Origin of the sequence: Pseudomonas fildesensis (genome assembly GCF_001050345.1) — a bacterium.
GTDB lineage: Bacteria > Pseudomonadota > Gammaproteobacteria > Pseudomonadales > Pseudomonadaceae > Aquipseudomonas > Aquipseudomonas fildesensis.
Genome location: NZ_LFMW01000011.1, coordinates 40,224 through 67,164, shown reverse-complemented (window position 1 = coordinate 67,164; position 26,941 = coordinate 40,224). Strand labels below are relative to the sequence as shown.

Annotated in this window: 22 protein-coding genes; 17 read left to right on the top strand and 5 right to left on the bottom strand. The window is 61.8% G+C overall.

Annotation, left to right across the window (positions count from 1 at the left end):
- Nucleotides 1-11: 11 nt before the first annotated feature.
- The gene (locus tag ACR52_RS16345) at nt 12-1,664 is read right to left on the bottom strand and encodes a SulP family inorganic anion transporter (RefSeq protein ID WP_048726632.1); all 1,653 of its coding nucleotides are present in this window, start codon (nt 1,662-1,664) and stop codon (nt 12-14) included.
- 144 nt (nt 1,665-1,808) lie between these two features.
- On the bottom strand, nt 1,809-3,086 hold the full coding sequence (locus tag ACR52_RS16340; RefSeq protein WP_048726184.1) for a serine/threonine transporter: 1,278 nt from the start codon (nt 3,084-3,086) through the stop codon (nt 1,809-1,811).
- A gap of 592 nt (nt 3,087-3,678) precedes the next feature.
- Here ACR52_RS16340 and ACR52_RS16335 point away from each other — a divergent pair.
- From ACR52_RS16335 to ACR52_RS16315, 5 genes are all read left to right on the top strand, one after another.
- Nucleotides 3,679-4,182 carry a DUF4822 domain-containing protein gene (locus tag ACR52_RS16335; RefSeq protein WP_048726180.1) on the top strand — a complete coding sequence of 168 codons (504 nt, stop codon included), beginning with the start codon at nt 3,679-3,681 and terminating at the stop codon, nt 4,180-4,182.
- 67 nt (nt 4,183-4,249) lie between these two features.
- A complete protein-coding gene (locus ACR52_RS16330; RefSeq protein ID WP_048726178.1) occupies nt 4,250-4,696 on the top strand; it encodes a hypothetical protein in 447 nt (148 codons plus the stop codon).
- A gap of 94 nt (nt 4,697-4,790) precedes the next feature.
- A complete protein-coding gene (locus ACR52_RS16325; RefSeq protein WP_048726175.1) occupies nt 4,791-5,744 on the top strand; it encodes a 2-hydroxyacid dehydrogenase in 954 nt (317 codons plus the stop codon).
- A 129-nt stretch (nt 5,745-5,873) separates the two neighbouring features.
- Complete coding sequence (locus ACR52_RS16320; RefSeq protein ID WP_048726172.1) at nt 5,874-6,941, top strand: phosphotransferase family protein; 1,068 nt, start codon at nt 5,874-5,876, stop codon at nt 6,939-6,941.
- A 22-nt stretch (nt 6,942-6,963) separates the two neighbouring features.
- Entirely contained in the window at nt 6,964-7,731 is a 768-nt protein-coding gene (locus tag ACR52_RS16315; RefSeq protein WP_048726169.1) for an SDR family oxidoreductase, read from the top strand.
- Here ACR52_RS16315 and ACR52_RS16310 read toward each other — a convergent pair whose 3' ends face one another.
- A complete protein-coding gene (locus ACR52_RS16310) occupies nt 7,732-8,175 on the bottom strand; it encodes a carboxymuconolactone decarboxylase family protein (protein ID WP_048726167.1) in 444 nt (147 codons plus the stop codon).
- 154 nt (nt 8,176-8,329) lie between these two features.
- On the opposite strand from ACR52_RS16310, the gene pdxR reads away from it, so the two are divergent.
- Nucleotides 8,330-9,763, top strand: a complete 1,434-nt coding sequence (gene pdxR, locus ACR52_RS16305; RefSeq protein WP_048726163.1) for a MocR-like pyridoxine biosynthesis transcription factor PdxR — start codon at nt 8,330-8,332, stop codon at nt 9,761-9,763.
- An 84-nt stretch (nt 9,764-9,847) separates the two neighbouring features.
- Nucleotides 9,848-10,249: a cupin domain-containing protein gene (locus ACR52_RS16300; protein ID WP_048726161.1), complete on the top strand. Its 402-nt coding sequence runs from the start codon at nt 9,848-9,850 to the stop codon at nt 10,247-10,249.
- Nucleotides 10,250-10,331: 82 nt separating this feature from the next.
- Here ACR52_RS16300 and ACR52_RS16295 read toward each other — a convergent pair whose 3' ends face one another.
- A complete protein-coding gene (locus ACR52_RS16295) occupies nt 10,332-10,967 on the bottom strand; it encodes a DNA-3-methyladenine glycosylase I (RefSeq protein ID WP_048726158.1) in 636 nt (211 codons plus the stop codon).
- Nucleotides 10,968-11,184: 217 nt separating this feature from the next.
- Here ACR52_RS16295 and ACR52_RS16290 point away from each other — a divergent pair, with 217 nt between their 5' ends.
- From ACR52_RS16290 to ACR52_RS16280, 3 genes are all read left to right on the top strand, one after another.
- The gene (locus ACR52_RS16290) at nt 11,185-12,510 is read left to right on the top strand and encodes a C4-dicarboxylate transporter DctA (protein WP_173439267.1); all 1,326 of its coding nucleotides are present in this window, start codon (nt 11,185-11,187) and stop codon (nt 12,508-12,510) included.
- A gap of 112 nt (nt 12,511-12,622) precedes the next feature.
- On the top strand, nt 12,623-13,324 hold the full coding sequence (locus tag ACR52_RS16285) for a FadR/GntR family transcriptional regulator (protein WP_048726154.1): 702 nt from the start codon (nt 12,623-12,625) through the stop codon (nt 13,322-13,324).
- Between the two features lie 17 nt (nt 13,325-13,341).
- Nucleotides 13,342-14,037, top strand: a complete 696-nt coding sequence (locus ACR52_RS16280) for a GntR family transcriptional regulator (protein ID WP_048726153.1) — start codon at nt 13,342-13,344, stop codon at nt 14,035-14,037.
- Nucleotides 14,038-14,168: 131 nt separating this feature from the next.
- Here the strand turns inward: ACR52_RS16280 and ACR52_RS16275 are convergent, their stop codons facing one another.
- Complete coding sequence (locus tag ACR52_RS16275; protein ID WP_048726151.1) at nt 14,169-19,037, bottom strand: NAD-glutamate dehydrogenase; 4,869 nt, start codon at nt 19,035-19,037, stop codon at nt 14,169-14,171.
- Nucleotides 19,038-19,516: 479 nt separating this feature from the next.
- On the opposite strand from ACR52_RS16275, the gene ACR52_RS16270 reads away from it, so the two are divergent.
- The 7 genes from ACR52_RS16270 (at nt 19,517) to ACR52_RS16240 (ending at nt 26,934) form a co-directional block, all read left to right on the top strand.
- Entirely contained in the window at nt 19,517-19,870 is a 354-nt protein-coding gene (locus tag ACR52_RS16270) for a hypothetical protein (protein WP_048726150.1), read from the top strand.
- A 221-nt stretch (nt 19,871-20,091) separates the two neighbouring features.
- Complete coding sequence (locus tag ACR52_RS16265; RefSeq protein ID WP_003218556.1) at nt 20,092-21,051, top strand: AAA family ATPase; 960 nt, start codon at nt 20,092-20,094, stop codon at nt 21,049-21,051.
- 5 nt (nt 21,052-21,056) lie between these two features.
- The gene (locus ACR52_RS16260; protein WP_048726135.1) at nt 21,057-21,989 is read left to right on the top strand and encodes a DUF58 domain-containing protein; all 933 of its coding nucleotides are present in this window, start codon (nt 21,057-21,059) and stop codon (nt 21,987-21,989) included.
- Nucleotides 21,986-22,480, top strand: coding sequence for a DUF4381 domain-containing protein (locus tag ACR52_RS16255; RefSeq protein ID WP_048726132.1), 495 nt, complete (start codon nt 21,986-21,988; stop codon nt 22,478-22,480). Before ACR52_RS16260 ends, ACR52_RS16255 begins: the two co-directional genes overlap by 4 nt.
- A complete protein-coding gene (locus ACR52_RS16250) occupies nt 22,473-23,561 on the top strand; it encodes a vWA domain-containing protein (RefSeq protein WP_048726129.1) in 1,089 nt (362 codons plus the stop codon). Before ACR52_RS16255 ends, ACR52_RS16250 begins: the two co-directional genes overlap by 8 nt.
- Nucleotides 23,558-25,297: a tetratricopeptide repeat protein gene (locus ACR52_RS16245; protein ID WP_048726126.1), complete on the top strand. Its 1,740-nt coding sequence runs from the start codon at nt 23,558-23,560 to the stop codon at nt 25,295-25,297. The genes ACR52_RS16250 and ACR52_RS16245 overlap by 4 nt, the downstream gene beginning before the upstream one ends.
- A complete protein-coding gene (locus ACR52_RS16240; protein ID WP_048726124.1) occupies nt 25,294-26,934 on the top strand; it encodes a BatD family protein in 1,641 nt (546 codons plus the stop codon). The genes ACR52_RS16245 and ACR52_RS16240 overlap by 4 nt, the downstream gene beginning before the upstream one ends.
- Nucleotides 26,935-26,941: the final 7 nt, after the last annotated feature.

The window sequence follows — 26,941 nt, the reverse complement described above, 5'->3', positions numbered from 1 at the left end:
GCGGCGTTTTTTTATGCCTGGGTATTGGCCTGCAACGCCAGTTGCACTGCGCCGTCGACACTCAAGCCGCTGAGCAACACCTGCGGTGCCTGCGCCTCGGGCAGTGTCTGCAAGACCACATGGGCCTCGTGTCGCACCCGGGCCAGCACCAGTTGTTTGCCCTCCCCTTGCACTTGGGCAAAAAAGGCTGCCAGTGCTTCGATGCTGGTGCCATCGAGGTCGGGGGACTCTTCCATGCTCAGCACCACCGCCTGCACAGGTGACTGGCGCATAAGTCGCAGGGCCTCCCCCAGGATGCGCTCGGCATTCGCGAAAAACAGCGCTTCGCTGGGGCGTACGATCAATACGCCCGGAACGGCCTGCGCATCGGCATGGTGTTGACGGTCCACGAAGTCATGGCTGTCACCCAGGCGCCCAAGCACCTGGATGTCCGCTGACGACATCTGGCGCAGCATCAATACCACGCTGATCCCGACCGCCAGCAGCAAGCCATCCAGTACACCGAGCACCAGTACAGCTGCCACCGCACACACCACCAGTAAACGGTCACGCCGCCACTGGAAGTAACGCCCCAGCGGCTGCAGGCTCAAACCCCGCCCCAGCGCATAGATGACCACCGCCGCCAGCACCGGCTCCGGCGTGAGTGCGACATAGGGCAGCACCGTCAACACAATCACCAGTATCACCAGCGCCGCGACGATCCCCGCGAATCGCGAATAAGCGCCGGCCGCCTCGTTGGCCGACGTCGCCGAATACCCGGCCCCTGCCGGCATCCCATGAAACAGCCCGGATACCAGGTTGGCTGCGCCGAGCGCGAGCAAATCCCGGTTGGAGGAGACCCGGTCGCCATGTTTGAGGGCGAACGAACTGATGGAGCCGTAGGACTCCGCGTACAGGATCATCACCAGCGCAAACGCCAATTCCCCCAGGCGCAGCCAGTCGGCGAAGGGCAACACCGGGAAGTGGCCGAGCTCCAGACGCAGATCGATCAAACCGATCAGCGCCACACCTTGGGCCTGCAGGTCCAGGAACTGGCCGGCAGCAATGCCGAGTACCACGACCACCAGCCCACCAGGCAGGCGCGGGATGCGTGCGCATAGCCACAACACTAGCAATGCGGTCCCGGCCACCACGGCAGCCGGCCAGTTCCAGTGTGGCAGTTGCTCCAGCAGCTGCGGCAAAAAGCGGATCAGGTTGCTATCGGTCAGGTGCACACCCACCACACTGGCCAATTGCTTGAGGATAATGGTCAGCGCCAGGCCGAAGGCAAATCCGCGCAATACTGGCTTGGCGATAAACGAGGTGACGCCGCCGAGTTTGAACACGCCCGCCAACAGGAAGAACACTCCGGTGATCAACACCAGCCCGAACGCCAGGGGCAGCCGCAGCGCCGGGTCATCCCCCGCCAGGCTGGCTGTTGCCGCCGCCAATACAGCCGCCGAAGACGACGTGGCCGAGACAATCGCAAAGCGGCTGGTGCCAAACAGGCCGTAGCACACCAGCCCGGCAAACAAGGCAATCACCCCGGCCTGGGGCGGGAGCGCGGCAATGCTCGAATAGGCAACGGCCTCCGGCAGCAGCAGACCGGCAATGGATAACCCGGCGAGCAGGTCCTGGGTACGATTGGGCGGCGCAGCAACGGGCGTATCGGTTTCAGTTTTCAATCGGCCCAACCCATGCTGGCAAATAACGTGCGTCAGCTTAGCGCCCATTGCCTTGCGGCGGTTGAGCCGCGTCACGTTTCGCGCACGCAAAAAAAAGCCGATTCGCGGTGTGCGCGAATCGGCCTTGGTCGATGCAACCCGGCGTCAGGACAACAGCGAGTAAATCAACGCCGTAATCGCCACCAGGCCAACCGCCGTGACGAACACGTTGGACGCCTGCCCACGGTACTTGGCCATGGCCGGCACCTTGCGGATCGCGTACATCGGCATCAGGAACAGGATCGATGCAATGATCGGCCCTCCCAGAGTCTCGATCATACGGAGGATGCTTGGGTTGAGCGTGGCAACGATCCAGCACACCACCAGCATGAAGGCTGCGGTCATGCGGTCCAGGTTCTTGGCGGCCGGGCGGCGGCCCGTCTTGAGCACCAGGCCCTTGAGGCCTTCACTGGCGCCTATGTAGTGGCCGAGGAACGACTTGGCAATCGCCACGAACGCAATCAACGGCGCTGCGAAGGCGATGGTCGGGTTGTCGAAGTGGTTGGCCAGGTAGGACAGGATCGACAGGTTCTGCGCTTTCGCTTCGGCCAGCTGGGCCGGCGATAGGGTCAGCACGCAGCTGAACACGAAGAACAGCACCATCACCACCATCAACAGATGCGCGCGGGACAGGATCTGCGAGCTGCGCTCATCGGCGTGTGCGCCGTACTGACGCCTCTGGTCCACCGCAAAGGCCGAGATGATCGGCGAATGATTGAACGAGAACACCATCACCGGAATCGCCAGCCACAGGGTGCTCAGCAAGGCCGAGGGTGTCGGGACTACGCTGACGGTGCTGAGGATGCCGCCGTTCCAGTGCGGGATCAGGTACACCGCGAGGAACAGCAAGGCGACGATAAACGGATACACCATCAGGCTCATGGCCTTGACGATCACTTGCTCGCCGCAACGCACCACCGCCAACAGGCCGAGAATCAACACCAGCGACAGGAGCGCCCGTGGTGGCGGCATGATATGCAGCTGGTGCTCCATGAAGCTGCCGACGGTGTTGGTCAGCGCCACGCTGTAGATCAGCAGGATCGGGAAGATCGCGAAGAAGTACAACAAGGTGATCAAGGCGCCAGCCTTGATACCGAAGTGCTCTTCGACCACGTCGGTGATGTCGGAGCCTTCGCGGCCGGACAGTACGAAACGGGTCAGGCCACGGTGGGCAAAGAACGTCATCGGGAAGGCCAGCAGCGCGAGGATCACCAGTGGCCAGAAGCCGCCCAGGCCCGCGTTGATCGGCAAGAACAAGGTACCGGCGCCAATGGCGGTGCCGAACAGGCCGAGCATCCAGGTAGTGTCCTGGCGGCTCCAGCTTGAGAGGGTTGCAGGTGTCGTTGCATAGCGTTCGTCGACGCTATTGGCCTGATCATTCATCCGGTCGGATCTCCGCATTTTCACAGCCGGAACGAGTCAGAAAAACCTGACAGGCAGCGCCCCGACGGTAACAGGGGCGCGATTGTCCGGGATTCTCTTGAATAAGCAAAGACTTAGCTGAGGAACGGTTATGCGGCACAGGCGCACAGGGATGGCCGTAAGCGACGGTTTTCGGGGCCTGCGGGAGCTTTAGGTCACGAGGCCAGCGACAGCCCATTGCAACAGACTTTCATACAAGGCCTTGAGGCATCACTGCTGCTCTTGAGTGCGGGCACACCCAAAGGTGATCGCCAGGCAGCCATGGCGCACTACGCCATGATGGTCGTCGCTCTGCCCCCGGCACGTGCGGCTAAAGGCAGCAGCCTATCGGATGAATGCCTCGGCGCTGCTCGATATAACTAAACATTCAGAAGGCTCCGACAATAAAACCGGACACCATCTGTATCTAAATTATATTTTCACTACAACCCCGCCAAAGTATTACAAAAACATACATAGCCATTGAGCGACCGCTCACTCCCAACCTAATATCCCCTGCGTACCGATTGCAAAAAAACACGACTCTCTTACTTAAAATCCCAGGAGTTCGACAATGCGAAGAGTCACTATTGTTTTTACCGGCCTGCTTCTTGCGGGCGTATTAAACGCCTCCGACAGTTTCGCGAAACAAGTGAAGACCGAGCCCGACGTTGAGGCACTGGCCTCTTCTCCACAGTGGCTGACCACCAAGGTCTATATCGAGGGTGAACCGGACACAGACGTCAAAGCAAACTACCCCGGCGTGGTGGGCCTATCGATGTGGGACCCAAAGCGCAATCGCTATGAATTCTTTTACAACGATACCGGACTTTCAAAACATGCAAATGGCGGCGGGGGTTATTTCCTGGTCACCGGCGACAAAAAGACTCACATTCTGGTACCCGACATAGGCCCTAATAGAACCATTGTCAGAAGATTGGAAAAGTTGGACAACAGCGAATTCACCTACTCTAGAGAAGTGCCTCGCGACATGGTGACCACTAACCCACCTGTTCGAATTTATGTTGTGCACGCACCGTATAAGGGGCCCATGAAAACTGTAATGTCGGACCAGTGAAACAACATAAATTCGTGCAACTACCAAGCCTCCCTAAAATAATCAATAACAACCAAGGCACTTCGAGATGAATCTACGCAACCCACTCAAGTTACTGTTGATACCTGCACTGCTGGCGGCGACCCTGTTACCAGGCACAGTTATCGCTCAGACAAACGCAACCTCTATCACGAAAAATACCGCCGCCACACCCGAAAACGCAGTCATGTTAACCGTGTTCCTCAAACACGATCAGTCTCGCCCCTTGGGTGAGTTGAAGGCACAACTGGCCAAGCAGGAATTCCATAAAGTGTTTCCTCCTGCCGGAGTGGAAGTCGTCAGCTGGAATATCACCATGGGCATCGGGCAGGTCATCGTCCTGCGCCTGCCAGCCTCACGCCTCGCAGAAGTTAACCTCGCGATTGAAAACACCGCCTGGGGTGTTTACCAGACGGAATTTTTCCCAACCTACGACTTCATGCCCATAGCAAAAGCCGAGCAAACCAAGGCGCGCCAGGCTGCAACAGCCCAGTAATTCAAGCTGCACAGCGTCTCGAACACATCGAGACGCTTGGGCTATACGAAATACCGCATAATCCGGGCATCAATCCCTCAGGAAGAGCAGCCACATGCCCATCACCGTTCTGGTCCTGGTTGAAACCATCAACGAATACCTGCAAATCATCGAGAGCAATGACTTTCATGTGATCCTGGCGCCGACGCCCGACGAACGCGCCCAGGCCATCAAGGCCCATGGCGGGCAGATCAAGGCCGTGCTGACCCGTGGCCCGCTAGGGTTGTATGCCGAGGAAATCGCCGCCCTGCCGTTGCTGGAAATCATCTGCGTGATCGGCGCCGGCTACGAGCATGTCGACCTGCAGGCGGCGAGCAATCGCGGGATCGTGGTGACCAACGGCGCGGGGGTGAACGCCCCGTCAGTGGCCGACCACGCCATGGCGCTGCTGCTCTCGCTGGTCCGCGGCATCCCCCAGACGGACGCGGCGGTGCGACGCAGCGAATGGCCCAAGGTGATGCGCCCTTCCCTGGGCGGCAAGCAACTGGGCATTCTCGGGATGGGCGCCGTGGGCCTGGAGATCGCCAAGCGCGCCGCCCTGGGCTTCGGCATGCAAGTGAGTTACCACAACCGCCAGCCGCGCGATGACGTGGACTACACCTACTGCTCAACCGCGGTTGAACTGGCGCGCACCTCCGACTTCCTGATCCTGGCCACACCCGGTGGCGCCAGCACCCGTCACTTGATCGATCGCCACACCCTCGACGCCCTCGGCCCGAACGGTTACCTGGTGAACATCGGCCGTGGCAGCGTAGTGGTAACCGCCGACCTGGTCGCCGCCCTTGAGCAGCGCCGTATCGGCGGCGCGGCGCTGGATGTGTTCGACGATGAGCCAGCGGTGCCCGATGCCCTCAAGCGTCTGAGCAACACCGTGCTCACCTCGCACGTGGCCGGCCTGTCGCCGGAAGCCGCCCATGACACCGTGCAACGGGTGGCCGATAACCTGGTGGAGTACTTCGCCGGCCGGCCGGTGCTCACGCCGGTCGCCTTGCCCCCGCCCGAAAAATGACCGATCAGGCACGCTGATCATCATCCAACACGCTAACCTATTAAGCCGCCCCGACCTTGTCGCTGGGCGGTTGTGCGCATTAGATTAGGAAATAGTCCGAGGCCTTTAGAATAAGCAGAAGGGATAAGCATGGCGCTTAACGACCAATCGACCCAGATTCGCCCAGGCGAAGAACTTGATGCCAGCCTGATCGATCCCTACCTCAAGGCCCATATTCCGGGTTTGAGCGGCCCTGTGACAATCAGCCAATTCCCCGGCGGCGCGTCCAACCTGACTTACCTGCTGGAATACCCCGAGCAGGAATTCGTACTGCGCCGCCCGCCCTTTGGCCACAAAGCCAAATCCGCCCATGACATGGGCCGCGAATTCCGCATTCTCAACCAGCTCAAAGACGGCTTCCCGTATTGCCCCAAGGCCTACGTGCACTGCACCGATGAATCGGTGATCGGCGCCGAGTTCTATGTGATGGAGCGCGTCAACGGCATCATCCTGCGCTCCGACCTGCCGCCCGAACTGGGCCTGGACGCCACCAAGACCGAAGCCTTGTGCAAAAGCTTTATCGACAAATTCGTTGAGCTACACCAGGTGGATTACGCCGCCTGCGGCCTGGCCGACCTGGGCAAGCCCGAAGGCTACGTGGCGCGCCAGATCCGTGGCTGGAGCGACCGCTATGAAAAAGCCCTGACCCCGGACGCACCCCGCTGGGAAAAAGTGCGCGCGTGGCTCAACGACAAAATGCCCGCCGACCACCCGACGTCGAGCATCGTGCACAACGACTACCGCTTCGACAACGTGATCCTCGACCCGCACAACCCGATGCAGATCATCGGCGTGCTGGACTGGGAACTCACCACCCTCGGCGACCCGCTGATGGACCTGGGCAACACCCTCGCCTACTGGATCGAAGCGGCTGACCCGGCGCCGGTGCAACTGATGCGCCGCCAACCGAGCAACGCCCCTGGCATGCTCACGCGCCGCGAGTTCGTCGATTACTACGCCGAACGCTCCGGCATCCAGGTCGATAATTTCGACTTCTACTACACCTACGGCCTGTTCCGCCTGGCCGGCATCGTGCAGCAGATCTACTACCGCTTTTTCCACGGCCAGACCCAGGACAAACGCTTTGCGCAGTTCATCCACATGAACAAGCTGCTGGAGCAGATGAGCCTGAATGTCATCGGCAAATCCGCGCTCTGATTGCATACAACAAGGAATCCCCATGTCCAAGACCAACCTGTTCGACCTCGACGGCAAGATCGCTTTTGTCTCCGGCGCCAGCCGTGGCATCGGTGAGGCCATCGCCAAGTTGCTGGCCCAGCAAGGCGCCCATGTGATCGTTTCCAGCCGCAAGCTCGAAGGCTGCCAGCATGTAGCGGACGCGATCATCGCCGACGGCGGCAAGGCCACTGCGATTGCCTGCCATATCGGCGAAATGGAGCAGATCACTCAGGTATTTGCCAGCATTCGTGAACAGTTTGGTCGCCTGGATATCCTGGTCAACAACGCCGCGACCAACCCGCAGTTCTGCAACGTACTGGACACCGACCTCGGCGCTTTCCAGAAGACCGTGGACGTGAACATTCGCGGCTACTTCTTCATGTCGGTGGAAGCCGGCAAGCTGATGCGCGACAACGGTGGCGGCAGCATCATTAACGTGGCGTCGATCAATGGCATCTCGCCGGGCGTGTTCCAGGGCATCTACTCGGTGACCAAGGCCGCCGTGATCAACATGACCAAGGTGTTCGCCAAGGAGTGCGCCGCGTTCGGCATCCGCTGCAACGCCCTGCTGCCGGGCCTGACCGACACCAAGTTCGCCTCGGCGCTGGTGAAAAACGATGCGATCCTGAAAATGGCCCTGGCGCAGATTCCGCTCAAGCGTGTGGCGGACCCGAGCGAGATGGCCGGTGCGGTGCTGTATTTGGCCAGTGATGCGTCGACCTACACCACCGGTGTGTCGCTGAACGTGGACGGTGGTTTCCTGTCCTGATCAAGCATTCGGCGGTTGCTGCCGAAAACTCACTGCCAGGCGGTTCCAGCCACTGATGCTGGAGACCGCCATGGTCAGGTCCACCAGTTCCTGCTCGCTGAATTCCACACGCGTTGCCGCGAAAAGCTCATCCGAAACCGTTGAAGTCGGTAGCGCCGCCACCGACTCGCTCCAGGCCAACGCGGCTTTCTCCCGCGCAGTAAAAAATGGCGCATCACGCCACACACACAGCGCGAACAACCGCCGCTCCGACTCCCCGCGCTGCCGTGCCGCCATCGAATGCATGTCGGTACAGAAGCCGCAGTGGTTGAGTTGCGAAACGCGGATCTTGATCAGTTCCAGCAACGGATTTTCGATGGACAGGCCAAAGGTGGTCGCCTCCAGCATCAACATGCCTTTGAGCGCTTGTGGTGACGCGGTGTAGTAATCCAGACGAGGTTCCATGGGCGGCTCTCAGGCGGCGGATGTAATCATGATCCAGCCTAAAACCCACGGGCCATAAGCCCTATAGCCAATCCGCCGGTTTACGCAGAGACCATTTTGAGCGCGCGCCACGAGCGAGTAGTCTTGGCGCAGATCGAATGCCTCGGGATGAAACATGGAACTGCACGTTGTGATCAACGGCCGTAAGGATCTGGCCGAACAGCTGTACCAGCAGTTGCGCGAAGCGATTGGCTGCGGGCGCCTGGCCGCCGGTGCGCAACTGCCACCCAGCCGCCTGCTGGCCGAGCAACTGGGCGTCTCGCGCAAGACCGTGTCCGACACCTATGCCACCCTGACCTACGAAGGCTTGCTGGTCGGCAAGACCGGCCGTGGCACCTTCGTCAACGCACGTACACCGCAGACCGAACGCCTGCAAACCGCCACCGACCTGGCGTGTGCCGCCAACCTGGCGACCTGGCAGGCGCTGCCATCGCCGATGCGCCACCCCACGCGCGACAGCACCCTGCGCTACGAATTTATCGGTGGCGCCACCAGCCGCCACCAATTCCCCCAGGACGAATGGCGGCGCTGTACCCAGGACGCCCTGCGGCGCATCGCGCAGAACAGTGGTTTCTACAGCCAGCCAGAAGGCCTGCCGGCACTGCGCAATGCCATCGCCGGGCATATCGCGTTCTCCCGTGGGGTCAAATGCCGCGACAGTGACATCGTCGTCACCAACGGCGCGCAGCAGGCCCTCGATCTCATCGCCCGCGTGGTGCTGGAACCGGGCAGCATCGTGGCCATGGAAGACCCCGGCTACAGCCCGGCGCGCCAGTTGTGCGTGGCGATGGGCGCCAGCGTTGCGAGCGTGCCCGTCGACGAGCACGGCATCCAGGTCGATAACATCCCCGACGGCACACGGCTAATCTACGTGACACCATCCCACCAGTTCCCTCTCGGCATGCCCATGAGCATGCCGCGCCGCGAAGCCCTGCTGGCGCGCGCGTTCGAGCTGGGGGCGATCATTATCGAAGACGACTACGACAGCGAATTCCGCTACGAAGGCCGCCCCACCGACTCCCTGCAAAGCATGGACACGCGCGGCGTGGTCACCTACGTCGGGACCTTCTCGAAAACCCTGCTGCCCGAATTGCGCCTGGGCTATGCGGTACTGCCACCGGCCATCTATGGCGCGGTGCTCAAGGCCAAACAATTGACCGACCAGCACAGTTCTACCCTGGCGCAATGGGCGCTGGCCAAGTTCATCAGCGAAGGCTATTTGCTCAAGCATATTCGCCGCTGCCACACGGTGTACGCCGGGCGCCGCGAGCGCATCCTGCAGCGCCTGGCGGGGGACTTGTCGCCGTGGTTCGAAGCCGTGCCGACGGTGGCCGGGTTCCATATGGCGGCGCTGTGCAAGGTGCCGATGAATATCCCGCTGCTGATACAGCTGGCGCGCCAGGTAGAGGTGGGGTTGTACCCCTTGGATGTGTTCTTCCACGACACGCCGGTACGTCCGGGCTTGATCATCGGCTTCGGGGCCATCGAGACGCTGGACATCGACCCGGCGCTGGACAAGGTGCGCGATATTCTCCAGCAGATTGGCTAGCGGATTTTCCGGCGGATTGGTCATTGGTCGATCACGACCCCGGGCGTAGGGTGAAGAGGTCTCGAACCACGCGGAAATCACCTCATGAAACGACTATTCGCCACCACCCTGATGCTCGCCTCGCTCAGTGCCTTCGCCCACACACCTGTGTACAACCAGGAGTCGATCAAGGTGCTGCAAGAGCACGCCTTGTCCAACGTGCCAGGCAAGAAAACCATCATGCTGACCGTGGATTACGCGCCGGGCCAAGCCACCGTGCCCCACAGCCACACCGGCACCGCCGTGGCGTATGTGCTGGAGGGTGAGATCACTTCGCGGGTCAACGATGAAAAGGCGATAACCTACAAGGCCGGCCAGTCATTCTATGAGCCGGCCGGCTCGCGGCACTTCGAGTCGAGCAATGCCAGCCAGACCAAGCCGGCCAAGTTGCTGGTGGTGATGGTGCTGGATGACAAGGCCGAAGTGCTCACCCCACTGAAACAATAGCCACACACCGCTGGCCTGCGATCAGTTAAGAAATAGAAAGAGCGGGAAGTAACCTGTGGCGAGGGCGCTTGTCGGATCGGCATTAGGCCGTGGGGCGTTTGAAATGGCGACGCAGGTCTTCAATCTGCTGGCGGCAGGCGCAGCCTTCGAGGTGGTCATTGACCATGCCCATTGCCTGCATCAGTGCGTACATCGTGGTCGGGCCGACATAGGTCCAACCGCGTTTCTTCAAGGCCTTCGACAACCGTACCGAAGCCGGTGACGTGGGATTAGCCGTCCAGTAAGCCATGTCCACCACCGACGGACGCTCTTCAGGCCCAGGCTCGAACGCCCATAGCCATTGCCCCAACGACCCGATCTCATCCACCAACTCGCACGCCTTGCGCGCATTGTTGATCGTGGAGACGATCTTCGCCCGATTGCGCACAATGCCTGGATCATTCATCAATCGCTCGATATCCGCCTCGCCATACTGCGCCACCCGACGAAAATCAAACCCCTCAAACGCCGCCCGAAACTGCTCGCGTTTGCGCAAAATGGTGATCCACGCCATGCCTGCCTGAAATCCCTCCAGGCAAATCTTCTCGTACAGCTGGATATCATCCGCCACCGGCACGCCCCACTCGTGGTCGTGGTAACGCGGGTACTCCGGCGCAGCATTGCGCCAGGTGCAATAGGTCACCCCTGCTGGGTCCGTTGTCAGTCCTGGTTTATCCATCCATCACCTCATGTGCCGAGCCGCGGATGATAAGCGAAAAATTTTCCACCCCGCCAACCGCTCAAGCATCGCCCTTGCCGACCAACTGGTCAGACCGGGACCGGTAAACCAGCGATTATTTACTTGTGAATTGAAAAATACCCAGCGTAGACTGGCCGCGCACTGGACTTACCGGTATGACCACAACAATTAAGCCCTGGAACCACCAGGGCACCGAATAGAGATCCCTCCCATGCTCAGATGGTGCTCGCGTTCGATTTTCCTGCAAGTCGTGATTGGCCTGATGCTCGGCATCGCCTGCGGCCTGGCCCTTCCCGAATTTTCCTCGCAACTCAAACCCCTGGGTGACGGCTTTATCAAGCTGATCAAGATGCTGATTGGCCTGATCGTATTCTGCGTGGTGGTCAGCGGTATTTCCGGCGCCGGCGACTTGAAGAAAGTCGGACGCATCGGCCTCAAGTCGGTGATCTATTTTGAAGTGCTGACCACCGTCGCCCTGGTGATCGGCCTGATCATGGCCTTCAGCACCGGCATCGGCACCGGCGCCAATATCCACCTGGAACAGCTCTCCTCCGCCGGCCTCAATGAACTGGCCGACAAGGGCCAGCACATCAAGGGCACCAGCCAGTTCCTGATGGAACTGATCCCCAACTCCGTAATTGGCGCCTTTGCCGACAACAACGTGTTGCAGGTACTGCTGTTCTCGGTGTTGTTCGGCAGTGCGTTAAACCTGGTGGGCGAAGCGGCGTCGGGCATCTCGCGGCTGATCAACGAGCTGAGCCATGTGATCTTCCGCATCATGGGCATGATCGTGCGTCTGGCGCCCATCGGTGTGTTTGGTGCGATCGCCTTCACCACCAGCACCTATGGCCTGGACTCGCTGCAACACCTGGGCAGCCTGGTGGGCCTGTTCTACCTGACCTGCTTCGCCTTCGTCTCCTTGATCCTCGGCCTGGTGATGCGCCTGTCGGGCCTGCGCATGCTGCCGCTGCTCAAGTACCTGCGTGAAGAATTGCTGATCGTGATGGGCACCGCCTCCTCCGACGCCGTGCTGCCGCAGATCATGCGTAAACTGGAGCACCTGGGCATCGGTAGCTCCACCGTGGGCCTGGTGATTCCGACCGGATACTCGTTCAACCTCGACGGTTTCTCGATCTACCTGACCCTGGCCATCGTATTCATCGCCAATGCCACCGGCACACCGCTGTCGATGACCGACCTGCTGACCATCCTGCTGGTGTCGCTGATTACGTCCAAGGGCGCCCACGGGATTCCGGGGTCGGCGCTGGTGATTCTGGCGGCGACACTGACGGCCATCCCGGCGATTCCGGTGGTCGGCCTGGTGCTGGTGTTGGCGGTGGACTGGTTCATGGGCATCGGCCGCGCGCTGACCAACCTGATCGGCAACTGCGTCGCCACCGTGGCCATCGCCCGCTGGGAAAAAGACATCGACATCCAACGCGCGAACAAGGTGCTCGACGGCCAGCAAGGTTATGCCTTCCAGGCCAAGAAGCCGGTATCACCGGCGCATCAGGAATTCTGAAAGCGATACAGACCAATGTGGGAGGGGCGGTGCGACGATTCGACTTGCACCCTCCCACATTGAAACGTCGCCGGTTCAATTAATGTGTTTGCAACATCAAGGAGACATTGAAGTGATCAGCACCTCAACCGTCGTCAATTCAGTCGTAGAAAAACTGCGCGCCGCCCTGGCGCGTGGCCAGTGGCGACGCGGCGAAATGCTGCCCGGCCAGCGTGAACTGGCCGAACAGATGGGTATCAGCCGCCCCAGCCTGCGCGAAGCCGTGATCGTGCTCGAAACCCTTGGCCTGGTGCGTTCCATGCCCGGCAAAGGCGTGGTGGTGCTGGAAACCGATATCAGCGAACCACAATCCAACGACGCCGTGGCCGCTGCGAGCCTCGAAGACATCCTGCAACTGCGCTACACCCTGGAGCCCTTCATCGTCGGCCTGGTGGCCCAGTCGATCAGCAGCAAGGAAGTCGGCCAATTGCGCCTGACCCTGATGGACATGCGCGAAGCCCTCGACGCCGGTGACGCCGAAGCGGGCATGAACGCCTATATCGGCTTCCACGAAGAACTGTTCGCCCTCACCTCCAATCCGATCTTCCAGAACGTCGTGCAACAGACCAGCAACGCCCTCAAGCAAAGCGCCCAGGTGCTGCGTAATTCTCCGGAACACATGGCCGAACGCCTCAAGGAGAACGACGCCGTCGTGCGCGCCATCCGCAACAAAAACAGCGCCCTGGCCAGTGCCGAGATGCGTCGGCATATCCTTCAGGAAGGCCTGCGCATGGGCATTCGCTTGAACATCCCGGACGACCATCTGGGCAGCTGATTTTTTGGAGACCGGCCATGACCGCCCAAGCCCTGCAACGCGCACCCGTCACCACCGCCCTGCCCGCCATGCGCCTCGTGGCAGGCAAAAAGCCCTCAGTGGATGACATCTACCCACGGCTGTTCGATGCCATCCTCGAACAGCGCATCGCCCCGGCCAGCCGCTTTACCGAAGAGAGCCTGGGCGAAACGTTTGGCGTGAGCCGTAGCGTGATTCGCCGCGTATTGGCAAAGCTGTCCCATCAGCAGGTGATCATCCTGCGTCCTAACCAGCGCGCTCAAGTCGCTGCGCCGGACGCGCAGCAGACGCGGCAGATTCTGGAAGCCCGGCGGATGACAGAAATGACCGTGGTGCAACTGGCCTGCGCCCAGGCAACGTCCGCGCAGATACGCCAGTTGCGCGAGCTGATTGCACGCGAACGTGACTGTATTGAGCGCGATCAGCGCGGGCCGGCGATTCGGCTTTCTGGGGAGTTTCATCTGCAACTGGCGGCGATGGCAGGTAATGCGCCGTTGGCGCAGTTCCTAAACAGCCTGGTGCCGTTGACATCGCTGATCATCGCGCAATATGAAGCGCAAGCCTGCACGTATTGCGCGTGGCAGGAGCATGTGGCGATTGTCGATGCGGTGGAGCAAAGGAACTCGACCGTCGCGATAGCGCTGATGACCCAACATCTGGATCATCTGGAAAGCAAGCTGCTGAAGCATCACTGATCTCAAGTAAATGGAGATCACAATGTGGGAGGGGGCTTGCTCCCGATAGCGGAGTGTCAGTCAACATCTACATGACTGACATACCGCTATCGGGAGCAAGCCCCCTCCCACATTTTGTTTTCAGCGCCTGATCAAACCGGTTGCAGCACCGACTGACCACTCAACGCCAGGTCCAGCAGCTCACGGTTAGCCACCGCATACATGGCGTAGTCCGTGCCCACCGCAGCACGAATTTCTACCATCATTGCGCGCCAGCGATCAGCCATGTCCTGGTGCTGCTCAAGCCACAGGGCCACGCGGGCTTCCATGTCTTCTGGCGCGTCGGCCATTTGCAGTACCGAGATGGTGATCGCCCGTTGCTGCCAGTCCACGTCGTCGCGGAAGGCTTCACGAGCCTGGGCCTGCCAGTTGTTGGCAACCGGCAGATCACTGATCTGCTGCAGGTACCACGGCAAGTCCAGGGCGCTGCCGACGGCGAAGTAAGCCTTGGCCACTTCGGCGGCGTCATGCCCGGTCACGTCGGCGGCTTCGATGATCGGCAGCAAGGTGTACAGGTGAGTCGTGCCTGCAACCATGCGCGCCAACAACTCCGGTACGCCGGCTTCGGTGTAGGCCTGGTAACGGTTCTGCCAGCCTTCGCGGGTCGGGCCTTCCAGCAGTTCGTCGAGCTTGAGGCCCAACGCTGCCAGATGCGGACCGAAGTGCGCAGTGTCACGCCCCGCGTCCTGCTCGTTGCGACGGCTGCGCAGGAACCAGCGCGTGGCGCGGCGACCCAGGCGCATTAGCTCGTCCATCAGCTGCAGTTGCACGTCAGCGGAGACCTGGTGGTCCAGGGCTTCGATCTGGCGGAACCAGTGCGGGAGATGGAAGATGTCACGCACGATCACATAAGCGCCAGCCACGTTCGCCGGGCTCATGCCGGTCGACTCTTTGAGTCGTTGAACGAAGGTGATGCCCATGTGGTTGACCAGGTCGTTGGCAATCTGGGTGCTGACGATCTCGCGCTTCAGACGGTGGCGACGCATGGCCTCGCCGAACTTGGCGACCAGGCTCGGCGGGAACGCGGTCTCCATGTCACGGGTCAGGTACTCGTCATCCGGCACCTGCGACTTGAGCAGGGCTTCCTTGAGGTCGATCTTGCTGTAGGAGATCAACACCGACAGCTCCGGACGGGTCAAGCCCTTGCCGGTGGAGGCGCGCTCGGTGAGCTGCTCCTCGGTCGGCAGGTACTCGATGGCGCGGTCCAGCTTGCCACGGCCTTCCAGGTCGCTCATCAGGCGCTTGTACTCGGCAGCACGCTCGTAGGCACGGCGCGCGGCCAGGGACAGGGCCTGGGTCTGCTTGTAGTTGTTGCCCAACACCAGGCTGCCGACTTCGTCGGTCATGCTCGCCAGCAACTGGTTGCGTTGCTTGTCGGTCATGTCACCGGCCTGCACCACTTCGTTGAGCAGGATCTTGATGTTCACTTCGTGGTCGGAGCAGTCCACACCACCGGCGTTGTCGATGAAGTCGGTGTTGGAACCGCCGCCATTAAGGCCGAACTCCACACGACCCAGCTGGGTCATGCCGAGGTTACCGCCCTCGCCCACCACCTTGCAGCGCAGCTCATTGCCGTTGACGCGCAGCGCGTCGTTGGCCTTGTCGCCCACATCGGCATGGCTTTCAGTGCTGGCCTTGACATAGGTACCGATACCGCCGTTCCACAACAGGTCTACCGGCGCCTTGAGCAAGGCGTTCAGCAGTTCGGTCGGGGTCAGCTTGTCGGCCTGGATGTCGAAGCGTTCTTTCATCTGTGCCGAGATGGCAATGCTCTTCGCGCTGCGCGAGAAGATACCGCCGCCTTCGGACATGATGCTGGTGTCGTAGTCGGTCCAGGCCGAACGTGGCAGCTCGAACATGCGCTGGCGCTCGACGAAGCCGGTCGCCGGGTTCGGGTTTGGATCGATGAAGATATGCAGGTGGTTGAAGGCCGCGACCAGTTGCAGCTTGTCGGACATCAACAGGCCGTTACCGAACACGTCACCGGCCATATCGCCGACGCCCACCACCGTGATGCTGTCTTCCTGCACGTTGATGCCGCGCTCGCGGAAGTGACGCTGTACGCCAACCCACGCGCCCTTGGCGGTGATACCCATCTTCTTGTGGTCGTAACCCGCCGAACCGCCGGAAGCGAACGCGTCGCCCAGCCAGAAGCCGTAGTCGATGGCGATGCCGTTGGCGATGTCGGAGAAGGTCGCAGTGCCCTTGTCCGCGGCCACTACCAGGTACGGGTCATCGTCGTCATGACGCACGACGTTGGCCGGTGGCACCAGGGCGCCGTCTTTCAGGTTGTCGGTAATGTCCAACAGGCCGGAAATGAAGATGCGGTAGCAGGCGATGCCCTCGGCCGCGATCTCGTCCCGGGTGCCGCCCAATGGCAGGCGACGCGGCAGGAACCCGCCCTTGGCGCCTACCGGCACGATCACCGAGTTCTTAACCTGCTGGGCTTTTACCAGGCCAAGCACTTCGGTACGGAAGTCTTCTTCACGGTCGGACCAGCGCAGGCCACCCCGCGCAACGTTACCAAAGCGCAGGTGCACGCCTTCGACGCGCGGCGAGTAGACGAAGATTTCGAACTTCGGCACCGGCTTCGGCAGTTCGGGAATGGCACGCGGGTCGAACTTGAAGCTGAAGTACGACTTGTTCTGGCCGTTGGCGTCGGCCTGGTAGAAGTTGGTGCGCAGGGTGGCCTTGATCAGGTCCAGGTAGCGACGCAGGATGCGGTCTTCGTTGAGCACCTGGACGTCGTCCAGGGCAGTGACGATCGCTTGTTCCAGACGTTGCTGCTTGTCTTCCAGGTCGTCGGCGGTGAGCTTGCGCGCCAGGTAAAAGCGAGTCTTGAACAACCGGGTCAATTCGCGAGCGATGTCGGTGTGGTTGTTCAGGGTGCTGGCGATGTAGCCCAGGTCGAAGCCCAGGCGGATTTGCTTCATGTAACGGGCATAGGCACGCAGCAATGCAACGTCGCGCCATGGCAGGCCGGCGGTGAGTACCAGGCGGTTGAACGCATCGTTCTCGGCATCGCCGTGGACGATGTGCACGAACGCGTCCTGCAGGGTGTCGTTGAGCTGCTGGATATCCAGGTTCACGCCTTCGGCGGCGATGAACGCAAAATCATGGATCCAGAACTCGCGGCCATTGACACGGCGCAGGCGGTACGGGAACTCGCCCAGCACGCGCAGGCCGAGGTTTTCCAGGATCGGCAGCACGTCGGACAACGCCAGCGGAGTATCGGCGTGGTAGAGCTTGCAATGCAGCTCACGCTGGCCGGAGACCTGGCCCAGCGGCTGATAGAAGCTCATCACCAACGGGTTGGCTTCGGTGAGGCTGAGCAAGTGTTGCATGTCGACCACGGCCGAATGCGCGGCAAAACGCTCACGGTAGCCGGCCGGGAAGCCTTTCGGGAAGTCCGCCAGCACGTTGGTGCCGTGGGCTTCGCCGAAGCTTTCGACGACGAGGTTGGAGTAGTCGTCCTGCCAGCTGCGGCAAGCCTGCACCACTTCTTTTTCCAGTTGCAGCGTGTCGATGTCCAGGCGGTTCTTCGGGTCGACCCGCAGAATCAGCTGCACACGTGCCAGCACGGACTCGGAGAAGAAGGTCCAGAACTCGCAGTCCGAGGCTTTCAGGCGATCCATCAGCACTTGCTGGATCTTCTGGCGCACTTCGGTGGAATAAATGTCGCGTGGCACATAGGCCAGGCAGTAGCAGAAACGACCGTACGGGTCTTTGCGCAGGAACACGCGGATCTTGTTGCGTTCCTGGATCTGCACGATCGACATCACGGTGCTGAACAGCTCGTCGACCGGCGTCTGGAACAGGTCGTCACGGGGCAGCACTTCGACCACCTGGGCCAGTTCCTTGCCCAGGTGAGCCTTGGCCTGGAAGCCCGAGCGGCGCTCGATCTCCGCGACCTTGCGACGGATGTAAGGGATCACCCGCACGCTTTCGCCATACACCGACGAGGTGTAGAGGCCCATGAAGCGGCACTCCTTGATGACCTTGCCGTTGGCGTCGATCTCACGGATCGACACGTAGTCCGGGTAGGCCGGGCGGTGTACGCGGCTTGGGTGCGCAGCCTTGGCGAACGACAGCACGGTCGGTTCACGCAGATAGGACACGGCGTAGTCTTCGATGCGCAGGTCGTCGGCGGTGAGGCCGGCGCGCAGCAGCTTGGTCAGGCCGAGGAAGGAGTTGGCGTCATATTCGATATGACCGCCGTCCGCCTCGTCACGTACCACGAATTCTTCGTAGCCGAGGAAGGTGAAGTGGTTGCCCACCAGCCATTCCAGGAAGTTCTTGATCTCGGCTTTTTCTTCGCCGTCGATGCCGAACTGGCTGGCGTCGATACCGGCCAGCAGCTCCTGGACCTTGGCTTTCATCGGCTCAAAATCGGCGACCGCAAAGCGCACTTCGCCCAGCACTTGCTCAAGTTCCTTGCTCAGGACATTGAGTTCGGCGGCGTTGGCGCAGCGGTCGATTTCCAGGTACATCAACGATTCTTGCAGAATATCGTCGCCCTGGGTGCCTTTGGGCAGGATCTCCAGCAGCTCGCCCTTCTTGCCACGACGCACGCTGAGCACGGTGGTTTGCAGGGTGTGGATGCTGTAGCCACGGCGGTTCAGCTCGGTGCGTACCGAGTCGACCAGGAATGGCAGGTCGTGGTGCAGCACTTCGACCGCTGTGTGGGTCGACTGCCAGCCATGACGTTCGTAATCGGGGTTGTAGACCCGCACTTGCGGTTGGGTGTGGTCAAAGCGCTCAAGCAGGCGCCAGGCAGACAGGGTGCAACCGGCCAGGTCGGAAAGGCGACGCTGGGTCAGCTCGTCCAGGGAAATGATGCCGAAGAATTGTTCAGCGAACAGCGCCACTTGTGGCAGTGCCTGTTCACTGATGTGCTGCGCCAGTGCCGCTTGCAGTTGATGCTGGAAGTCGGCCTTGCTGGCTGCGGTGAAGAACGCCATCTGTGGTACTCCGCTTGGGCTTGTTATTGATGGAAGCGTCGCGTGTTATCCCCTTGCGGGGAGACCGTCAGCTCTGTTCGTCAACAACCATAAACGAATCAGGGTGACAGGTGGGTGAAGCTGGACAAGACAGTCAGGTCACATACAACTTCCATAAGATGCGCAGCATGCCGGGTGACGGTACGACGGGCAGGTCAGGCGCCTGGTACGTGCGCATCCGTTGCGCAGCTTAACGAGTGTAGGAAGACGGCTGCTTGCGACGCTGCGACATATTCGGTCATCGGTACGCAGGGTTGGGGTTGCGACTTGGACAACCCGCAATTTCCGGCAGAAAAACCGGCTATTTTTAACGCATCGAGTACCGGAAATGACCGATATCGCCTGTCAGGTCATGCACAGCGTCTGACACAGCATGCAGCACAAAATTCGCCGCAATGGCACAATTGCCCTGCATCGCCCTCCCCAGACAGGATTTTCCCATGCTGCAAATGAAAACCGACGCGCTGATGGTCACCCCGTGCGACGAAGAAGAAGACAACATGGCCATGCTCTGCTGTCACGGCAAAAACGGCGAGATGTTCATGCTGTCGCGCTACCCGGATGAAGATGAGGTGGAGCTCACCTGGGATTACGAGCCGTCGACGCTGGACGGATTAAAGGTCACCCTGACTGCCACGACCTTGTCGATCGAACTCGCCGCCGGCGATGCCGATGCATTAGGCGGCAAGGATCACCTGCAGATCACCCACGCCACCGCCGCGTCGGACCTGGCCGAGGTGGAAGAGACCTTGCAGAACATTCTCAAGGGCACGGGCACTTTTACTCGAACCTAGCAGGCGAACGCACCTGTTATGGCGAGCGGGCTTCTTGTGGTTGTGGCGAGCGGGCTTGCCACAACAACCCGCGCTCGGCACAAACACAGTTTTCCTACAAGTTTTGCCAAAAATACCCGTTACGCCGTTAGTCGCTACCCCCTGCCATGCATTAAAGTAGGCGCCCCAGGCCGACGTTTGTCACATGACGTTCAGTCTCACCTCTCCAGGAACCGTCATCGATGGAACATCGTGAAGCGCTGCTTGCGCTGCGAACCTTTCTTTCTACGCAGATTCTCGGCCAGGAAAAACTCATCGAGCGCTTGCTCATCGCCCTGCTTGCCGACGGCCATATGCTGGTGGAAGGCGCCCCGGGCCTGGCCAAGACCAAGGCCATCAAAGAGTTGGCCGAGGGCATCGAAGCGCAGTTCCATCGCATCCAGTTCACGCCCGACCTGCTGCCCGCCGACATCACCGGCACCGAAATCTATCGTCCGGAAACCGGCAGCTTCGTGTTCCAGCAAGGCCCGATCTTCCACAACCTGGTGCTGGCCGACGAAATCAACCGCGCCCCGGCCAAGGTGCAATCGGCCCTGCTCGAAGCCATGGCCGAGCGCCAGGTCAGTGTGGGCCGCAGTACTTACGAGCTGTCACCGCTGTTTTTGGTGATGGCCACGCAGAACCCCATCGAGCAGGAAGGCACGTACCCGCTGCCTGAAGCCCAGCTCGACCGCTTCCTGATGCACGTCAAGATCGGTTTCCCGGACGCCGCCGTGGAGCGGCGCATCCTGCAACAGGCGCGTGGCGAAGCGCTCAATGGCGAAACCAAGCCTGAGCGCCGCGTCAGCCAGCAGGCGATCTTCGCCGCGCGCAAGGAAATCCTCGGCCTGTACATGGCCGATGCAGTGGAGGAATACCTGGTGCAACTGGTCATGGCCACGCGCACCCCGGCCAAATTCGATCCGGAGATGGCCGAGTGGATTGCCTACGGCGCCAGCCCGCGCGGCTCCATCGCCCTCGACCGCTGCGCCCGCGCCCACGCCTGGCTGGCCGGTCGCGATTTTGTCAGCCCGGAAGATATCCAGGCGGTGCTGTTCGACGTGCTGCGCCATCGCATCATTCTGTCGTTTGAGGCCGAAGCCGCCGGCATTGATCAGGACCGCGTGGTGCAACGCATTCTCGACGTCGTTGCCGTCGCTTGAAATCGATGAACGCAAGCGATGGAATCCGCGTCACGCTCAGCGAGCTGATCGAGATGCGCCATCGCGTGCGCGAAATTCAGCTGTTCTCCACGCCGAGCCAGCGCAGCCCGTTGATCGGCCTGCACCATTCCAAGCTGCGCGGGCGCGGCGTCGACTTCGACCAGGTGCGCGTGTACCAGGCTGGCGACGATGTGCGCACCATCGACTGGCGCGTCACCGCCCGTACCCAGGAGCCGCACACCAAGCTGTTCCACGAAGAGCGCGAGCGCCCGATTTTCATCATGGTGGAGCAAAGCTGCCGGCTGTTTTTTGGCTCGGGGCAGATGTTCAAGTCGGTGATGGCCGCGCAGGCAGCTGCCCTGATTGGCTGGTCGGCACTGGGGCATAACGACCGGGTCGGCGGGCTGGTGTTCGGCGACAACGAGCACTACGAAATCAAACCCCGGCGCAGCAAGCAAAGCCTGCTGCAACTGCTCAACCGCCTGGTGCGCGTCAACCAGAGCCTGAACACCGAAAGCCGACCCGAAGCCGATGCCCTGGGCATGGCCCTGCGCCGTGCTCGCGAAGTCTTGCGCCCTGGCAGCCTGGTGATTGTGATCTGTGATGAACGCGCCCTCACCGAAGGCGCCGAGCAACAACTGAGCCTGCTGTCGCGCCATTGCGACTTGCTGATGCTGCCCATCTCCGATCCGTTGGACCACGCCCTTCCCGCTGCCGGGCTGCTGCGTTTCGCAGAAAGAGGCGCGCAACTGGAACTGGACACGCTGAACTTCGATTTGCGCCAGGCCTACAAGGCCCAGGCCGAAGCGCGCATTGCCCGCTGGGAACTGCTCGCACAGAAGCTGCGGGTACTGCTGATGCCCTTGAGCACCCAAAGCGAAATGGTCGAGCAACTGCGCGAATACCTCAACCCGCAACGCCCGGTTAAAAAGCAATGAGCAGCCTCGACCAACTGCAACCGCTGATCGCCCCACCCGCCATCGGGTTCTGGCCACCCGCGCCGGGCTGGTGGCTGTTGCTGCTGGTGATTCCGTTGCTGGGTTGGGGCGTATGGTCCTTGCGCCGTTTCCTGCCCACCCGCCGCCCGATAGCCCGCGCAGAACAACCGCTGGACCCGCTGCGCATCGCCGCCCTGGCGGAGCTCGCGCTGATGCCCAAACCCTACGACGGCGCACCGGCCGGCGCCTGGCTGCAACAACTCAACGGCTTGCTCAAACGTCTGTGCCGCAACGACTACCCTTATAGTCAGAGCCACACCCTCAACGGTCGCAAATGGCTGGCGTTCCTCGATAACCGTTGCCCCGCCGCTGGCCTCACGCGCTGGATGGTACTGGTGGAGGGCGCGTACAAACCCGAATGCAAACTCGACGACAAGGCCATCGCCGGCCTGACCCAAGCCGTCGACACCTGGATTCGCAAACATGTTTGAGTTCGCCTGGCCGTGGATCTTCACCCTGTTGCCATTGCCCTGGCTGATGCGGCTCATCCTGCCGGTCGCCGACAGCGGCGAGCCGGCATTGAAAGTCAGCTACCTCAGCGACCTCGAAGGCCTGGCCCGGCGTCGCGCACGGGTCAATCTGCCCGGCTGGCGTCAGCAAGCGCCGTTCGTGGTGCTGTGGTGGCTGCTGTTGACCGCCGCCGCCCGCCCGGAATGGCTCGGCGAGCCGCTGCCGATTGCCGCCAGTGGCCGCGATTTGCTGGTGGCGGTAGACGTGTCCGGCTCCATGGATTTCCCCGACATGCACTGGCAGGACGAAGACGTCAGCCGCCTGACCTTGGTCAAACACCTGCTCGGCGACTTTCTTGAGGGGCGCGAAGGCGACCGCGTCGGCCTGATCCTGTTCGGCAGCCAGGCCTACCTGCAAGCGCCGCTGACCTTCGACCGGCGCACCGTGCGCACCTGGCTCGACGAAGCGCGCATCGGCATCGCCGGCAAGAACACCGCGATTGGCGACGCCATCGGCCTTGCCTTGAAACGCCTGCGCCAGCGCCCGGCGCAGAGTCGCGTGCTGATCCTGGTCACCGACGGTGCCAACAATGGCGGCCAGATCGACCCGCTGACCGCCGCGCGCCTGGCTGCTGAAGAAGGCGTGAAGATCTACCCGATCGGCATCGGCGCAGACCCCGAGCAAACCGGTTCGCTGGGCATCCTTGGCGTCAACCCGAGCCTGGACCTCGATGAGCCCGCGCTCAAGGCAATTGCCGACACCACCGGTGGGCGCTACTTCCGTGCACGGGACGCCGAAGAATTGCAGGCGATCAAGGAAACCATCGATCAACTGGAGCCGGTCGAACAACAACCCACCCAGGCCCGCCCGGCCCAGGCGCTGTACAGCGGGCCCCTGGCGTTGGCGCTGATCCTTAGCGTATTGCTGGTAATTCAGGAGCGCTGGCCGGATAACGCCCTGCAGCGGCTATTCAACAAGCTCTCGACGCGAGGGCGTTTTCTGCAACAGCACCCTGAATGGCGCCAGCGCCTCAAACGCCTGCGTTTGCGGAGGCGTCGATGATCGACCTGTGGCCGCACTGGTTCCGTCCCTGGTGGCTGTTGCTGCTACCGCTGCTCGGCTGGTTGCTGTGGCAACTGTGGCACCGGCAAAAGCGCGCCGGGCGCTGGCAGATGATCCTGCCACCGGCGTTCCATGCCGTGCTGCTCAGCGGTGGCAACGGCCGCGAAAGCAAATCGCCGTGGGTGATCCTCGGGATCGCCTGGCTGTTGGCGGTGCTGGCGCTGCTCGGCCCCAGCTGGCAACGGGTTGAACAAACCAGCCAGAAGCCTTCCGACCCACTGGTGGTGCTGCTGGAACTCACCCCGGAAATGCTCGCCACTGACAGCCCGCCCAACCGCCTCGAACAGGCACGCCGCAAGCTTTACGATTTGCTGCAGGCGCGCACCGATGCGCAGACTGCCATCGTCGTGTATGCCGGCAGCGCCCACACCCTGGTGCCGCTGTCGGACGACCTGGCCACCAGCCGCAACCTGCTCGAAGCCCTGCGCCCCTCGCTGATGCCACAGCCTGGCCATCGCGCGGACCTGGCCGTGGAAAAAGCCCTGAGCCTGCTCCAGCACGGCGGCCTTGGCCAAGGGCGCCTGCTGCTGATTGGCTCATCGCTGTCCAAGCAGGAGCGCCAGGGCATTCGGCTGCTGCTGCAAAGTAACCAGGCGCCGAGCTTGTCGATCCTCGGCATCGGCAGCCGCGACGGCACGCCGGTAACCCAGGAAAGCGGTGAATTCCTCAAGGATGAACAGGGTGCGATCCTGGTGCCGCGCCTCGACAGCCCGACGCTCAAGGCCTTCGCCAGCGAGATGGGCGGCCGCTACCGAGCCGCGCGCCTGGACGACAAGGACCTGCGCCAACTCGGTGTACTCGACCCGCCGCAAGCCCTGCGCAACGACGGCCAGCGGCTGCAACTCGACACCTGGGCCGACCAGGGTTACTGGCTGCTCCTGCCGCTGCTGCTGCTGGCGGCCTGCGCCGGGCGCCGTGGCTGGCTGTTCTGCCTGCCGCTGTTGCTGTTGGGCGCGCCGCAACCCAGCTATGCCTTCGAACTCCAGGACCTGTGGCTGCGCCCCGACCAGCAAGGCCAGTACCTGTTGAAGAAAAAGCGCCCCGCCGAGGCCGCCGAGCACTTTGAAGACTCGCAATGGCAAGGCGTGGCGCTGTACGAGGCTGGCAACTATGCCGAGGCCATCAAGCGTTTTGCCGAGGGCAGTGACGCCTATTCCCACTACAATCGCGGCAATGCGCTGGCCCGGTCCGGCGAGTTGGAAGCCGCGATTGATGCCTACGAGCAGGCCCTGGAGGCCCAGCCCGATTTGCAACCCGCCCTGAAAAACAAGGCGCTGGTGGAAAGCCTGATGGAACAACAGGCGCAACCCGAGCCGACCGAGCCTGCAAAAAACGAGGATGACGAAACCACCCAACCCGGCCAAACTGCGCAACCGGGCGACAGCGGGCAAAGTGCCACAGGTGGCGAGGAGACCGCTCAAGGCCAGGGCGAAGCCGGCACCGGCGATACCCAAACCGGCGCCACGCCAAAAGCCGGTGGCAACGAAGTGCCAGGCAGCGAGCTGGGGGATGAGCAAACCACCACCCCGCCCTTGCGCCCCGCCGATGCCAGCCTTGACGGCGAACATCGCCAGGCCCTGGAACAATGGCTGCGGGAGATCCCGGACAACCCCGGCGAACTGCTGCGCCGCAAATTCTGGTACGAACAGCAACAGCATCAGGACAAGACTCGATGAGCCGCCGCACCACCCTTCTGCTTCTGCTCGCGTTGTCGGCAGGCCACGCCCAGGCGGCAAACCTGGTGGCCAGCGTCGACCGCAACCGCCTCAATTCCGGGGAAACGGTAGAGCTGACGGTGGAGTCCAGCGACGTCACGCAGTTCGGCAAACCCGATCTGTCGCCCCTCGATGCGCAGTTCGAAGTCAGCGGCACGCGCCAGCTTAACCAGCTCACCACCCTGGGCGGCGACAACCATGCGACCACACGCTGGATCATCACCCTGTTGCCCAAGGAAAACGGCGACGTCGTGATCCCGCCGCTGCAAGTGGGGGAATACACGACCCAGCCGATCACCCTGCAGGTGGTGGAAACCACCCGCCAGAACACCAACGCCGAACTGGCCCCGGTGTTTGTCGAAGCGAACCTCGATCAGAACAGCATTTACGTACAGGCCCAGGCCCTGTTGATCGTGCGCGTGTATCACTCGGTGTCGCTGTACGACGACAGCAGCCTCACGCCGTTGCAGATCCCCGATGCGCGCGTCGAGCAACTGGGCGAGTCGCGCACCTATGAAAAAGTCATCAATAGCATTCGCCACGGCGTGATCGAAACCCGCTATGCGATCTACCCGCAGCACAGCGGCACCCTGGCAATTACGGCGCAGACCTTCAGCGCGACGCTGGTGGAATCGCGCCCGCCGCAGGAGAACACACTGCAGGGCACCAAGCCGGGCAAACTGATTCACGTCAGCTCGGCGCCCCTGCAACTGACGGTCAAACCCAAGCCCGAACTGTATCCCGCCGACACACCCTGGTTGCCGGCGCGCAGCCTGACCTTGAGCGAAAAATGGAGCCCCGAGCCCGACCACGTGCAAGTCGGCGATTCGCTGACCCGCAGCCTCATCGTCAAGGCCGAGGGCCTCTCCAGCGCGCAACTGCCGGCCCTGCCCAGCACCGACATCAGCGGCCTGCGCCGCTACCCGGACCAGCCGGTGCTGGGCAACCACAACAATGACCGCGGCCTGATCGGCAGCCGTGAAGACCGCGAAGCGCTGGTGCCCAACCGTATGGGCGCGCTGGAATTGCCAGCGGTGGAAGTGGTGTGGTGGAACACCCACGAAGACCACCTGGAACGCACCACCCTGCCCGCGCGCACCCTGCAAGTGGCGAACAACCCGAGCCTGGTGGTGGACACGCCCGCCACGCCGACCGTCATCACCGCGCCCGACGACAGCCGCCTGTGGTTGTGGCAACTGAGCACGTTGATCCTGGCCTGCACCACCCTGCTGGGCTTCGGTCTGTGGTGGCGTGCGCGCTGGCAACCGGCAGTGCTGCGCGCCGCCCAAACCGGCCCGAGCCCCCGCACACTGCTCGATGACCTCAAACGCGCCACCCAGGCCAACGACCCCCATGCCACGCGCCAGGCCCTCGACGCCTGGGCCCGCCAGCAGCCGGAAACCCTGGCCGACATGGCGGCGCGGTTTGTACCGCTGTCGGATGCGCTGGATGGTCTCAACGGCGCGCTGTACAGCGAAAGCGGCCAGTATTGGCTGGGTGAAGAACTGTGGCGCGCGGTGAAAGCCATCCCGATGGCCGAGCGCGAGCTGGACCCGGCGACCGATACCACCAGCTTGCCGCCGCTCTACCCCAAATAACCCGTTT

Bases quoted from the DNA above. Each gene is read 5' to 3' on its own strand.
- ACR52_RS16340 (WP_048726184.1), bottom strand. From the start codon at position 3,086: ATGAATGATCAGGCCAATAGCGTCGACGAACGCTATGCAACGACACCT.
- ACR52_RS16335 (WP_048726180.1), top strand. From the start codon at position 3,679: ATGCGAAGAGTCACTATTGTTTTTACCGGCCTGCTTCTTGCGGGCGTA.
- ACR52_RS16330 (WP_048726178.1), top strand. From the start codon at position 4,250: ATGAATCTACGCAACCCACTCAAGTTACTGTTGATACCTGCACTGCTG.
- ACR52_RS16325 (WP_048726175.1), top strand. From the start codon at position 4,791: ATGCCCATCACCGTTCTGGTCCTGGTTGAAACCATCAACGAATACCTG.
- ACR52_RS16320 (WP_048726172.1), top strand. From the start codon at position 5,874: ATGGCGCTTAACGACCAATCGACCCAGATTCGCCCAGGCGAAGAACTT.
- ACR52_RS16315 (WP_048726169.1), top strand. From the start codon at position 6,964: ATGTCCAAGACCAACCTGTTCGACCTCGACGGCAAGATCGCTTTTGTC.
- ACR52_RS16310 (WP_048726167.1), bottom strand. From the start codon at position 8,175: ATGGAACCTCGTCTGGATTACTACACCGCGTCACCACAAGCGCTCAAA.
- pdxR (WP_048726163.1), top strand. From the start codon at position 8,330: ATGGAACTGCACGTTGTGATCAACGGCCGTAAGGATCTGGCCGAACAG.
- ACR52_RS16300 (WP_048726161.1), top strand. From the start codon at position 9,848: ATGAAACGACTATTCGCCACCACCCTGATGCTCGCCTCGCTCAGTGCC.
- ACR52_RS16295 (WP_048726158.1), bottom strand. From the start codon at position 10,967: ATGGATAAACCAGGACTGACAACGGACCCAGCAGGGGTGACCTATTGC.
- ACR52_RS16280 (WP_048726153.1), top strand. From the start codon at position 13,342: ATGACCGCCCAAGCCCTGCAACGCGCACCCGTCACCACCGCCCTGCCC.
- ACR52_RS16275 (WP_048726151.1), bottom strand. From the start codon at position 19,037: ATGGCGTTCTTCACCGCAGCCAGCAAGGCCGACTTCCAGCATCAACTG.
- ACR52_RS16270 (WP_048726150.1), top strand. From the start codon at position 19,517: ATGCTGCAAATGAAAACCGACGCGCTGATGGTCACCCCGTGCGACGAA.
- ACR52_RS16265 (WP_003218556.1), top strand. From the start codon at position 20,092: ATGGAACATCGTGAAGCGCTGCTTGCGCTGCGAACCTTTCTTTCTACG.
- ACR52_RS16260 (WP_048726135.1), top strand. From the start codon at position 21,057: ATGAACGCAAGCGATGGAATCCGCGTCACGCTCAGCGAGCTGATCGAG.
- ACR52_RS16255 (WP_048726132.1), top strand. From the start codon at position 21,986: ATGAGCAGCCTCGACCAACTGCAACCGCTGATCGCCCCACCCGCCATC.
- ACR52_RS16250 (WP_048726129.1), top strand. From the start codon at position 22,473: ATGTTTGAGTTCGCCTGGCCGTGGATCTTCACCCTGTTGCCATTGCCC.
- ACR52_RS16245 (WP_048726126.1), top strand. From the start codon at position 23,558: ATGATCGACCTGTGGCCGCACTGGTTCCGTCCCTGGTGGCTGTTGCTG.
- ACR52_RS16240 (WP_048726124.1), top strand. From the start codon at position 25,294: ATGAGCCGCCGCACCACCCTTCTGCTTCTGCTCGCGTTGTCGGCAGGC.